The 11,518-nt window shown below is 73.9% G+C and carries 8 protein-coding genes and 1 pseudogene; 4 read left to right on the top strand and 5 right to left on the bottom strand.

The annotated features are described in order from the left end of the window. Window positions 1–2,801, top strand: a 2,801-nt coding sequence (locus tag ABD308_RS17700; protein WP_486327029.1) for a coiled-coil domain-containing protein, incomplete at its 5' end; no start/stop codon positions are given. A 25-nt stretch (window positions 2,802–2,826) separates the two neighbouring features. Beyond that, on the top strand, window positions 2,827–3,591 hold the full coding sequence (locus ABD308_RS17695) for a metallophosphoesterase (protein ID WP_344335464.1): 765 nt from the start codon (window positions 2,827–2,829) through the stop codon (window positions 3,589–3,591). Here ABD308_RS17695 and ABD308_RS17690 read toward each other — a convergent pair. Together ABD308_RS17690 and ABD308_RS17685 are read right to left on the bottom strand one after the other, a co-directional pair. After that, the gene (locus tag ABD308_RS17690) at window positions 3,567–4,019 is read right to left on the bottom strand and encodes a hypothetical protein (protein ID WP_344335459.1); all 453 of its coding nucleotides are present in this window, start codon (window positions 4,017–4,019) and stop codon (window positions 3,567–3,569) included. The genes ABD308_RS17695 and ABD308_RS17690 overlap by 25 nt on opposite strands. A 169-nt stretch (window positions 4,020–4,188) precedes the next feature. After that, on the bottom strand, window positions 4,189–4,884 hold the full coding sequence (locus ABD308_RS17685; RefSeq protein ID WP_344335456.1) for a FadR/GntR family transcriptional regulator: 696 nt from the start codon (window positions 4,882–4,884) through the stop codon (window positions 4,189–4,191). 147 nt (window positions 4,885–5,031) lie between these two features. Here ABD308_RS17685 and ABD308_RS17680 point away from each other — a divergent pair. Together ABD308_RS17680 and ABD308_RS17675 are read left to right on the top strand one after the other, a co-directional pair. Beyond that, window positions 5,032–5,554 (top strand): annotated as a pseudogene (locus ABD308_RS17680) (gluconokinase). Next, complete coding sequence (locus ABD308_RS17675; protein ID WP_425554788.1) at window positions 5,551–6,945, top strand: GntT/GntP/DsdX family permease; 1,395 nt, start codon at window positions 5,551–5,553, stop codon at window positions 6,943–6,945. The pseudogene ABD308_RS17680 and the gene ABD308_RS17675 overlap by 4 nt, the downstream one beginning before the upstream one ends. Before the next feature lie 178 nt (window positions 6,946–7,123). On the opposite strand, the gene ABD308_RS17670 is transcribed toward ABD308_RS17675, so the two are convergent. From ABD308_RS17670 to ABD308_RS17660, 3 genes are all read right to left on the bottom strand, one after another. After that, window positions 7,124–8,719 carry a glycerol-3-phosphate dehydrogenase/oxidase gene (locus ABD308_RS17670; protein ID WP_344335453.1) on the bottom strand — a complete coding sequence of 532 codons (1,596 nt, stop codon included), beginning with the start codon at window positions 8,717–8,719 and terminating at the stop codon, window positions 7,124–7,126. 147 nt (window positions 8,720–8,866) lie between these two features. Then, a complete protein-coding gene (glpK, locus tag ABD308_RS17665) occupies window positions 8,867–10,387 on the bottom strand; it encodes a glycerol kinase GlpK (protein WP_344335452.1) in 1,521 nt (506 codons plus the stop codon). Window positions 10,388–10,490: 103 nt separating this feature from the next. Then, window positions 10,491–11,228, bottom strand: a complete 738-nt coding sequence (locus tag ABD308_RS17660; protein WP_425554787.1) for an MIP/aquaporin family protein — start codon at window positions 11,226–11,228, stop codon at window positions 10,491–10,493. Window positions 11,229–11,518 lie beyond the last annotated feature (290 nt).

Genomic DNA, 11,518 nt, shown 5'->3' with positions numbered 1-11,518 from the left:
TCAAGGCCGCCGCCCAGGCGCTCGCCACCGAGCAGCGCACCGCCGCCCTGCTCGCCACCGAGGCCCGGCTCGCCGACCTGCTCTCGCTCACCCCGTACCAGGAGTCCGCGGAGGAGGACGCCGGCTTCCTCACCCCCGCCGTCCTCGACCGCAACGCCGAATACCTGCGCGAACTCCTCGACGAGGCCATCGCCACCGCCGAACGCACCCTGTTCGACCTGCGCACCGCCGCCGCCGACGACTCCCGGATCCTCGCCGCGCTCGGCGACGGCGGCCTGCTGCCGCCCGGCCCGGACGTGCTCGCCACCGTCGAGTACCTCGCCGAGCACGGCATCCCCGCCCTGCCCGGCTGGCGCTACCTCGCCCAGTCCGTCGACCCGGCCGACCACGAGGCGATCCTCGCCGCCCGCCCCGAACTCGTCGACGGCGTCGTGGTCACCGACCCGCACTCCCTGGAGCGGGCCCGCGAGGCGCTGCGCGCCGCCGCCCTGCTGCCCCGCTCCACCGTCGCCGTCGGCGCCGCCGCCTCGCTGATCGCCCCGATCACCGACGAGCCCGCGTTCTTCCTGGTGCCGCCGAACCCGGCCATGCACGACGAGTCCGCCGCCGACGACGAGCGCCGCGAACTGCGCGCCCGCGCCACCGCCCGCGAGGAGCACATCCGCGAACTCGCCGCCCGCCTCGGCGGCGACCGCGCGCTCGCCGCCCGCCTCGCCTCCTGGCACGCCAGCTGCCCGCCCGGCACCCTCGCCGAACTCGCCGCCGCCGCCGAGAGCGCCCGCGAGCACGCCGAGCAGGCCGCCGCCGCCCTGGCCACCCTGCGGGCCGACCACGACGAGGCCGAGACCGACCACGCCGCCGCGGCAGACGCCCACGAGGAGCACCGGGAGGTCGCCCAGCGCGCCCGCCGCCGCGCCGACGCCCTCTCCGGCCTCGCCTTCCGGCTGCGCGAGCGCGCCAACTGGAGCCGCCGCCAGCGCGAACTCGCCGAGGACGCCGCCGAGTGCGACCGCCGCCAGGCCGTCTGCGCCGAACGCGCCCGCACCTGCGACGAGGACCGCCGCGCCGCCCAGCGCGCCGCCGACGACGCCCGCCGCACCGCCCGCACCCTGCGCGCCGAACGCGCCGAGATCTCCGCCGCCGAGCAGTCCGACGAGCCCGCCGAGGCGNNGGCCTACCGCTCCGCCGCCCAGCTCTACGAGAAGGTCGGCGTCGGCGCCGACCTGCGCGCCGAACAGGCGCGCGCCGAGGGCGACGAGGCCGCCGCCGCGACCGAACTCGACCGCCTCACCAACAAGGTCCGCGTCCGCGCCGAGGAACTGCTCAACAGCCCCGACGGCGCCGACGGCCCGGCCCGCCAGGCCGCCGCCGCCCGCGCCGAGGAGCTGGTCGCCACCATCGAGGCCCGCGCCGCCGCCGCCAGCGAGCAGCTCGGCCGGCTGCGCGGCGAGGCCGAACGCTCCGCCCCCGCCGACGGCGAGTCGCACACCGAGCTGCCCGAGGAGCTCGTCCCCACCGACCCCGAGCACGCCCAGGCCCTGCTGCGCGGCGCCACCAGCCGGCTCGCCGAACGCCGCGAGGCCGTCGACGCCGCCCGCACCGCGCACGCCGACCTCCAGCGCACCTTCGACGCCGCCCAGGCCGCCGCCGCCGACTTCGACGAGCACGCCGGCCAGCTCCGCGACGGCCTGCGCGAGCAGCAGGACGACGCCGAGACCCCGGTCGACCCCTACCTCAGCGCGCTCGCCGAAGCCCGCGCCGCCGCCGCCGAGGCCCGCCGCGCCCTGCGCACCGCCGCCGGCGAGCTGTCCTCCGCCGAACTCGCCGTCCGCGACGCCTCGGACGCGCTGGTCCGGCACGCCAACGCGGCCCGCTTCGAGGCCGTCCGCACCCCGGCCCGCCAGCAGATCCGCGAGCTGCCCGCCTCCGCGCTGCCCGACCACGCCGCCAACTGGGCCGCCGCCTTCGCCCCCCGGCTGCGGGTGCTCACCGACGAACTCGCCCAGCTGGAGCGCAACCGCGGCTCGATCGTCGACCGGCTGCGCGGCCTGGTCGAGTCCTCGCTGACCACGCTGCGCGCCGCCCAGCGGCTCTCCCGGCTGCCCGAGGGCCTGGGGGAGTGGTCCGGCCAGGAGTTCCTGCGGATCCGCTTCGAGGACCCGGACCACGCGACCCTGGTCGAGCGGCTCGGCGAGGTCATCGACGAGGCCACCCGCGCCGCCGTCCGCAAGAACAGCGACCTGCGCCGTGACGGCATGTCCCTGCTGCTGCGGGGCGTCGCCGCCGCGATCGGCCCCAAGGGCGTGGCCGTCGAGATCCTCAAGCCGGACGCGGTGCTGCGCGCCGAGCGGGTGAGCGTCGGCCAGATGTCCGACGTGTTCTCCGGCGGCCAGCTGCTCACCGCCGCCATCGCGCTGTACTGCACGATGGCCGCGCTGCGCGCCAACGACCGGGGCCAGTCCCAGCTGCGGCACGCGGGCACGCTGTTCCTGGACAACCCGATCGGCCGCGCCAACGCCACCTACCTGCTGGAGCTCCAGCGTGCGGTGGCCGACGCCCTGGGCGTCCAGCTGATCTACACCACCGGCCTGTTCGACACCACCGCGCTCGCCGAGTTCCCGCTGGTCATCCGGCTGCGCAACGACGCCGACCTGCGGGCCGGCCTGAAGTACATCTCGGTGGAGGAGCACCTGCGGCCGGGCCTGCCGGCGGCGCCGGACCCGGACGGCCCGGCCATCCACGGCGAGATCACCGCCACCCGGATGTTCAAGCGCCCGGCGGAGGTTCCGGCCTCGTCGTGACCGCCGTAGCGTGGGGCCCATGTCCATGCTGACGATCGCTCACCTCAGTGACATCCACCTCGGCCAGGACCACCACGGCGACGCGGGCGAGCGCGCCCGGCGGCGGGCCGAGCGGGTGATGGCGTACCTCGACGCCCTGCCGGGACCGCTGGACGCGGTGCTGGTCACCGGCGATCTCGCCGACCACGGGACGGCCGCCGAGTACCGGGAGGCCGCCGAGGTGCTGGCCTCGCGGCACCCGGTGCTCACCTGCCCCGGCAACCACGACGTGCGCGGGGCGTACCGGGAGGTGCTGCTCGGCGAGGCGCCGTCCGGCGGCCCGGTCAACCGGCTGCACGCGCTGCCCGGCGCCGATGTGCTGATGCTCGACTCCTCGATCCCCGGGCAGGACGACGGCCTGCTGGACGACGCCACGCTCGACTGGCTGGACGCCGAACTCGGCGCCGGGCGCACCGAATCGCCCGCCCTGGTGGCCTTCCACCACCCGCCGGTGGAACTGCACCTGCCGCACGTCGACCCGATCCGCCAGTTCGGCGCGGTGCGGCTGGCGCGGGTGCTGCGCCGGCACCCCCGGGTGGCGGCCCTGCTCTGCGGCCACGCGCACACCCCCGCCGCGACCACCTTCGCCGGTCTGCCGCTGCTGGTCGCGCCCGGGGTGGTCTCCACCGTCACGCTGCCCTGCGAGGGCGGGAGCGGCATCGCCTTCGACCATCCGCCGATGCTGGCCTTCCACGTCTTGGACGGGGACCGCCGGCCGACCACCCACTACCGGGTGGTCAGCCCCGCCTGACGGGTCGCCGGACCGCCGGGGTGCGGCGGCCCGGCCGGCGGCTGGTAGGGCGGCTGCGGCGGGCGGGGGCGCGGTGGGTACTGGGGGTACTGCTGCTGCTGGTGGTGGGGCGGGCGCGGCTGCTGCTGGTGGGCCGCCGGGCGCCCCGCCGGTGCGCGGCTGCCGGCCATCGGCGAGGCGGAGTTCGGCGCGCGCATCCGCTGTGCGGCGACCTGGCGGGAGATCAGGATCTCCAGCAGGCACCACATCGTGCCGAACACCCCCACCCCCATCGCCATCAGCGCCGGAGTCATCAGCCAGCTGTCGGCGTACGAGGACAGCGTCGCCACCACGATGCCCACCAGGGTGAAGGACAGGCAGAGCACCGCGCGGACGACGGCCCTGCGGACCTCGTCGGGAAGACGGCGGCGACGGCGGGCGGTTGGCATCGGGCGACCCCCAGGCGCGGACACGAGCGCGGCGGGCGCCGAGTCTACGCCCCCGCGCTCCACTCTGCCCCGTCGTACCCGGACTATGCGCGCGAATCCCCCGAACCGATACCAAATCGTGTGATCCGGCCCGGAACATACCGAACGCCCTGCCGAACGTCCCGCCGTTTCAGCCGAGTTGCTCGTTCAGTTCGGCCAGCGCGCCCTCGACGATGGTCCGCATCGCCTGCTCGGCCCGCTCGGCGTCCCCCGCGCAGACCGCCTCGGCGACCTCGCGGTGCAGCCGGATCGCGTACGGCTCCGGCTGATGGGGCATCAGATGGTACTCGGTCCGGCCGGTGAGCACCGCACCGACGGTGTCCTTCAGGTGGGCGAACATCTCGTTGCGCGAGGCCCGCAGCACGATGGCGTGGAAGTCGATGTCGTGCTGGAGGAAGGTCTCCAGGTCGGCGGCGCGCGCCGTCATCGTCAGCTCGACGGCCAGCGCGCTGAGCCGGCGCCGCTCGTCGTCGGTGGCGTGGCGGGCGGCGAGGGCGGCCGCGGCCGGCTCCACGGCGAGCCGCAGCGAGCCGAGCGAGCGCAGCTGGGCGGACCGGTCGGCGCCGGCCAGCCGCCAGCGGATCACCATCGGATCGAAGACGTCCCAGTCCGCCTTGGGCTGCACGGTGATGCCGACCCGGCGGCGGGAGGCCACCAGGCGCATCCCCTCCAGGATCCGGACCGCCTCGCGGACGACCGTCCGGGAGACCCCGAACCGCTCCTCCAGTTCCTCGGCGCGCAGCACCGCGCCCTCGGGGAGCTCCCCGGACGCGATGGCCGGCCCCAGTTCCGCGAGCAGTCGGCCGGGCAGCCCCTGGATCTCCATCCCGCCAGCCTAGACGGCGGTCCGTTCCCGGGTGCCGCCGCCCCGCCCGCGCCTGGGCATAAAAGTATGACGATTTGGTTTCTCTACCTTGAATACGTCATACCTTTAGGGCGATAGTGGCGGCCAGGCAACGAAGGAGCACCACCCATGGGTCTCAGCGTCGAGAACCACGACACCCCCGTCACGCCCCCCACCGTGGTGGTGATGGGCGTCTCCGGTGTCGGCAAGACCACCCTGGCCCGGCTCCTGGCCGACCGCCTCGGCCTCCCCTTCGCCGAGGCGGACGACGGCCGGCGTCCCGCTGGACGACCGGGACCGCGAACCCTGGCTGCGCGCCATCGGCGCCTGGCTCAAGGAGCGCACCGAGGACGGCACCGGTGGCGTGGTCACCTGCTCCGCGCTGAAGCACGGCTACCGCGACATCCTGCGCGCGGCCGACCCGGACGCCTGGTTCCTGCACCTCAGCGGCCGGACCGAGCTGGTCGAGGACCGGCTCTCGCACCGCAGCGGCCACTTCATGCCCCCGTCGCTGCTCGGCTCGCAGTACGCCGCCCTGGAACCGCTCGGCCCGGACGAGCGCGGCGCCGTCCTGGACGTCGGGCCGAGCCCCGAAGAACTCGTCGAGAAGGCCGTCGCCCTGCTGCGGCCCGTCAATGGAGACCTCGCGTGACCCCCACCCTCACCGTGCTCGCGGCCGCCCCACCGGCCCTGCCGCACACCGGCAGCGACTCCCAGCTGCTGCTCGCCGTCCTGCTCGGCATCGGCGCCATCGTGCTGCTGATCACCAGGCTCAAGCTGCACCCGTTCCTCGCCCTGATCCTCGGTTCGGGAGTGCTGGCCGCCGTCGCGGGCGTGCCGTTCGACAAGCTGCTCACCAGCTTCTCCACCGGCTTCGGCTCCACCGTCGCGGGCGTCGGCCTGCTGATCGGCCTGGGCGCGATGCTCGGCAAGCTGCTCGCCGACTCGGGCGGGGCGAACATCATCGCGGACACCGTGCTCGCCCGCTCCGGGAGGAGGACGCTGCCCTGGGCGATGGCGCTGATCGCCGCCGTGCTCGGCCTGCCGCTGTTCTTCGAGGTCGGCGTGGTGCTGCTGGTCCCGATCGTGCTGCTGGTGGCCCGGCGCGGCAACGTCCCGCTGATGCGGGTCGGCATCCCGGCGCTGGCCGGCCTGTCCGTGCTGCACGGCCTGGTGCCCCCGCACCCCGGCCCGCTGGTCGCCGTCGACGCCCTCAAGGCCGACCTCGGCGTCACCCTGGCGCTCGGCCTGCTGATCGCCGTGCCGACGCTGATCATCGCCGGCCCGCTGTTCGCCCGCGTCGCCGAGCGCTGGGTCGGCCCGCTGGAGATCCCGCAGGCCGCCACCCCGGTGGAGACGGCCAAGCGCGAGCACACCCCGTCCTTCGGGGCGGTGCTGGTGACCATCCTGCTGCCGGTCATCCTGATGCTCGGCAAGGCGCTGGCGGACGTCGTGATCGACGACCCCAAGGCGATGCCGCAGCGGGTCTTCGACTTCATCGGCTCCCCGCTGATCGCCCTGCTCGCCGCGACCCTGCTCGGCATGCTCACCCTGGGCAAGGCCGCCGGCTTCGACAAGGCCCGCATCTCCGACACCGTCGGCAAGTCGCTCGGCCCGATCGCCGGCATCGTCTTCATCGTCGGCGCGGGCGGCGGCTTCAAGCAGACCCTGATCGACGTGGGCGTCGGCAACGCGGTCAGCGAGTGGTCGTCCAAGTGGCACATCTCGGCGCTGCTGCTCGGCTGGCTGATCGCGGTGCTGATCCGGCTCGCCACCGGCTCGGCGACGGTCGCCACCATCACCGCGGCCGGCATCGTCGCCCCGCTGGCGGCGGACATGTCCTCCACCCACTCGGCCCTGCTGGTGCTGGCCATCGGCGCCGGCTCGCTGTTCCTGTCGCACGTCAACGACGCCGGCTTCTGGCTGGTGAAGGAGTACTTCGGGATGAGCGTCGGCCAGACGCTGAAGTCCTGGTCGGTGATGGAGACGGTGATCTCGGTGGTCGCGATCGCCCTGATCATGCCGCTCAGCCTGGTGATCTAGCCGGTCGGCGGCTCCCCCGCGACGCCGGACGGGCGGGCGCTCCCTCGTGGAGCACCCGCCCGTCCGGCGTCCCCGCGGTGGGAACCGGGCCGGCACGCGCCGGCGGGCGGGCACCCCCGGCCCTGGGGTGCCCGCCCACAGGCGTGCGTACGTGCCTAGCCGGTCGGCTGGCGGCCCGTCACCTGGCCCCGCGCTTCGCCAGGAAGGCCTCGACCTCGGCCCGGACCTCCGGGGTGTCCAGGCCGCGGACCGTCATCGTGGTGCGCCGGCGCAGCACGTCGTCCGCGGTGTACGCCCACTCGTGGTCGGCCGCGTAGGCGACCTGCGCCCAGACGTCCGGGCCGTCCTCGTGGATCGGCCGGCCGAGCTCCGGGTTCTCGTCGATCATCCGCGCGATGTCGAAGGACAGCGTGCCGTAGTGGCCGGCCAGGTGCCTGGCGACCAGCGGCTCCATCCGCGAGCCCGGCTCGCGGTCGATCAGCAGGCGGTGCGCGACGGCGTTCGGCGCGCCGACGCCCGGCAGCGGCACGGTCGGGGCGATGGGGGAGATGTCCTCGCCGAGCGAGGTGCCGGGCACGTGGGCCAGCTTCTCCAGCACGGTGCGGCCGATGTGGCGGTAGGTGGTCCACTTGCCGCCGGCGACCGACAGCATGCCGCCCTTGCCCTCGGTGACGACCGTCTCGCGCTTGGCGGCGGCGGTTTCGCCCGGGCCGCCGGGCAGCACCCGCAGGCCGGCGAAGGTGTAGGTGATCAGGTCGCGGTCGAGGTGCTCGTCGCGGATCGCGTGCGCGGCCTCGCCGAGGATCTGGTCGACGTCCGCCTCGGTGGCCCGGACGTCCTTGGGGTCGCCGGTGTACTCCTCGTCGGTGGTGCCGAGCAGGACGTGGTCCTCCCACGGGATGGCGAAGGAGACGCGGTACTTGTCGATCGGGATGGTCAGCGCGGCGCGCCACGGGGAGCGGCGCTTGACCACCACGTGGGCGCCCTTGGACAGCCGGATCGACGGCGCGGCGCCGGCGTCCTCCATCCGGCGCAGGTGGTCCACCCACGGGCCGGTGGCGTTCAGCACCAGACGGGCGTCCACGCCGAACTCGGTGCCGTCCAGGCGGTCCTTCAGCTCGGCGCCGGTGACCCGGCCGCCGGTGAAGCGCAGGCCGGTGACCTCGGCGTGGTTGAGCACGACCGCGCCGGCCTCGACGGCGGCGCGCACGGTCATCACGGCGACGCGGGAGTCGTTCATCTGGTGGTCGCCGTAGACGGCCACCGAGCGCAGGCCCTCGGTGCGCAGCGCGGGCACCTGCTGGGCGGCGTGGGCGGCGGTGGAGACCCGGCCCATGCCGTCGCGGAAGGCGGAGAGCGCCGAGTACAGGAACACGCCGGCGCCGAGCTTGGGCGCGCTGTGCGGTCCGCCCTTGTAGACCGGCACGAAGAAGGTCAGCGGGTTGACCAGGTGCGGGGCGACGTCGGTGGAGAGCGCGCGGCGCTCCTTGTGGTTCTCGGCGACCAGCTTGACCGCGCCGGTCTGCAGGTAGCGCAGACCGCCGTGGACGAGCTTCGAGGAGGCGCTGGAGGTGGCGCCGGCGAAGTCCCCGGCGTCGACCATGGCGACCTTCAGGCCGGCCTGGGACGCGGTCCAGGCGACGGCGGTGCCGAGGATCCCGCCCCCGATCACCAGCAGGTCGTAGGTGGCCTTGCCGAGCAGCTCGCGGGTCTCGGCGCGGGAGGCGGTGCGGCCGGCGGTCAGCTCGGCGCCCAGGGTCGGAATGGTTGCCATGGTGTGTGTGTACGGCGCGCGGGTCGGGCGGCGCCGTTACTCCTCTCGGTGTGCGTACGGCCTGCGCGGAGGCCGGTCGGCCCGGTGCGGCGGGCCGGTGGAACGGGAGCGGGCCGGCCGGGGCGCGGGCCCCGACCGGCGTCGCGATCAGTTGGTCTCCTCCTCCTCCACCCAGCCCATGGTGCGCTCGACCGCCTTCAGCCACTTCTTGTACTCGCGCTCCCGGGTGGCCCCGTCCATCCGCGGGGTCCATTCGGCGGCGCGGTGCCAGTTGGCCCGCAGGGTGTCCAGGTCGGGCCAGAAGCCGACCGCCAGGCCGGCCGCGTAGGCGGCGCCCAGGGCGGTGGTCTCGGCCACGTACGGGCGCTCGACCGGCGCGTCCAGGACGTCGGCGATGTTCTGCATGAGCAGGTTGTTGCTGGTCATGCCGCCGTCGACCTTGAGGGCGGTGAGCTCGACCCCGGAGTCCTTCTGCATGGCGTCGACGACCTCGCGGGTCTGCCAGGCGGTGGCCTCCAGGACGGCCCGGGCCAGGTGGCCCTTGGTGACGTACCGGGTGAGGCCGGCGATCACGCCGCGGGCGTCGGAGCGCCAGTACGGGGCGAACAGGCCGGAGAAGGCCGGGACGAAGTAGGCGCCGCCGTTGTCCTCGACGGTGTTGGCCAGCGTCTCGATCTCGGCGGCGGTGGAGATGATGCCGAGCTGGTCGCGCAGCCACTGCACGAGCGAGCCGGTGACGGCGATCGAGCCCTCCAGGGCGTAGACCGGCTTCTGGTCACCGATCCGGTAGCCGACCGTGGTCAGCAGGCCGTGGTAGGAGTTGACGACCTTCTCGCCGGTGTTCAGCAGCAGGAAGGTGCCGGTGCCGTAGGTGGACTTGGCCTCGCCCTCGTCGAAGCAGGTCTGGCCGAACAGCGCGGCCTGCTGGTCGCCGAGCGCGGAGGCGACCGGCACGCCCGCCAGGTCGCCGACGGCCTCGCCGTACACCTCGGCGGAGGAGCGGATCTCCGGCAGGACGGCCATCGGCACGCCCATCGACTCGGCGATCTTGTCGTCCCACCGCAGGGTGTGCAGGTTCATCAGCATGGTGCGGCTGGCGTTGGTCACGTCCGTGACGTGCTTGCCGCCGTCGACACCGCCGGTGAGGTTCCAGATGACCCAGGTGTCCATGGTGCCGAACAGGATGTCGCCGGCCTCGGCGCGCTCGCGCAGGCCCTCGACGTTGTCCAGCAGCCAGCGGATCTTCGGGCCGGCGAAGTAACTGGCCAGCGGGAGGCCGGTCTCGCGGCGGAAGCGGTCCTGGCCGACGTTGCGGCCCAGCTCGCGGCAGAGGGCCTCGGTGCGGGTGTCCTGCCACACCAGCGCGTTGTGCACCGGCTCGCCGGTGTGCCGGTCCCACAGGACGGTGGTCTCGCGCTGGTTGGTGATGCCGACGGCGCGGATGTCGTCCTTGGTCAGGCCGGCCTTCTCCAGCGCACCGCGGACGACCGACCGCACCCGGGTCCAGATCTCGGCGGCGTCGTGCTCGACGTAGCCGGGCTGGGGGAAGATCTGCCGGTGCTCCTGCTGGTCGACGGCGACGATGCGGCCGTCGGCGCCGAAGATGATGCAGCGGCTGGAGGTGGTGCCCTGGTCGATCGCGGCGATGTAGTTGCCAGTGGAGGTCATGAGGGTCCTCGGCTCGGGTCTCTGTGGTGTGCCTGGGGGGTTGCGGGGTGGGTGGGCCTGACTCCGTGGTCAGTCCCCGTGCGCGGCGGGTTCGAACCCGGCCTCAGAACGCGGCGTTGTACAGGCCGCCGGCCAGCAGGCCGCCGATGACCGGCCCGACGACCGGGATCCAGGCGTAGGACCAGTCGGAGCCGCCCTTGTTCGGGATCGGCAGCAGCGTGTGGGCGATGCGCGGGCCGAGGTCGCGGGCCGGGTTGATCGCGTAGCCGGTCGGGCCGCCCAGCGAGAGGCCGATGCCGACCACGGTGAAGGCGACCATCAGGGTGCCCGTGCCGGACTGCGAGAGCCCGTTGTTGGTGCCGATGGTGAGGATCGCGAAGCAGAGCACGAAGGTGCCGATGACCTCGGTGAGGACGTTCTGGACCGGGTTCCGGATCTCGGGCCCGGTCGAGAAGATGCCGAGGGTCGGCTCCTGGTTGGCCTGGAACTGGCCGAGGTAGGCGGCCCAGACCAGCACGGCGCCGATGACCGCGCCGAGCAGTTGGGAGCCGAGGTAGAGCGGCACCTGGCCCCACTCGCCGCTCTTGACGGCGAGCGCGACGGTGACGGCCGGGTTGAGGTGGGCGCCGGACTTCGGTGCCGACATGTAGGCGGCGATCAGGACCGCGAAGCCCCAGCCGAAGGTGATCGCCAGCCAGCCGGCGTTGAGGGCCTTCGACTTCTTGAGCGTCACGGCGGCGCAGACGCCACCGCCGAGGAGTATCAGGGCGGCGGTGCCGAGGGTTTCGCCGACGAAGACGTCGCCGTTGGAGAACGCGGACACAAAGACTCCCTTGTCCATATGGCCCGGAGATGAGGGTGGGGACGGGGGCCGGGCGGACCGTCGGGCGGGTGAGCGCTCTGTGGGTGCGATTCGCACGGCCATCGTTCGACAATGTCGACCGTCATGCGGAAGCTTCCTCCCCGGGTCACCCTTCCGTCAAGGCCGGGTTACGCAGCTGTGACCCTTGGCTCGCCGTGCTACCCGATGTCACCGGATGGATCATCGGAATTCCGGACAAAACGGTAAGGCGCGGACAGGCATTTCGCCCGTCCGCGCCTCGGCGTGAACGTTTCCCCGGAGTGTCGGCG

Source organism: Kitasatospora putterlickiae (genome assembly GCF_039527695.1).
Classification (GTDB): domain Bacteria; phylum Actinomycetota; class Actinomycetes; order Streptomycetales; family Streptomycetaceae; genus Kitasatospora; species Kitasatospora putterlickiae.
Note: the sequence above shows the minus strand (reverse complement) of the source record. Positions and strands in the feature narration are given on the sequence as shown.

What these genes read in the sequence shown, in the direction of transcription:
- ABD308_RS17695 (WP_344335464.1), top strand. Translation starts at nt 2,827, where the DNA reads ATGCTGACGATCGCTCACCTCAGTGACATCCACCTCGGCCAGGACCAC.
- ABD308_RS17690 (WP_344335459.1), bottom strand. Translation starts at nt 4,019, where the DNA reads ATGCCAACCGCCCGCCGTCGCCGCCGTCTTCCCGACGAGGTCCGCAGG.
- ABD308_RS17685 (WP_344335456.1), bottom strand. Translation starts at nt 4,884, where the DNA reads ATGGAGATCCAGGGGCTGCCCGGCCGACTGCTCGCGGAACTGGGGCCG.
- ABD308_RS17670 (WP_344335453.1), bottom strand. Translation starts at nt 8,719, where the DNA reads ATGGCAACCATTCCGACCCTGGGCGCCGAGCTGACCGCCGGCCGCACC.
- glpK (WP_344335452.1), bottom strand. Translation starts at nt 10,387, where the DNA reads ATGACCTCCACTGGCAACTACATCGCCGCGATCGACCAGGGCACCACC.
- ABD308_RS17660 (WP_425554787.1), bottom strand. Translation starts at nt 11,228, where the DNA reads ATGGACAAGGGAGTCTTTGTGTCCGCGTTCTCCAACGGCGACGTCTTC.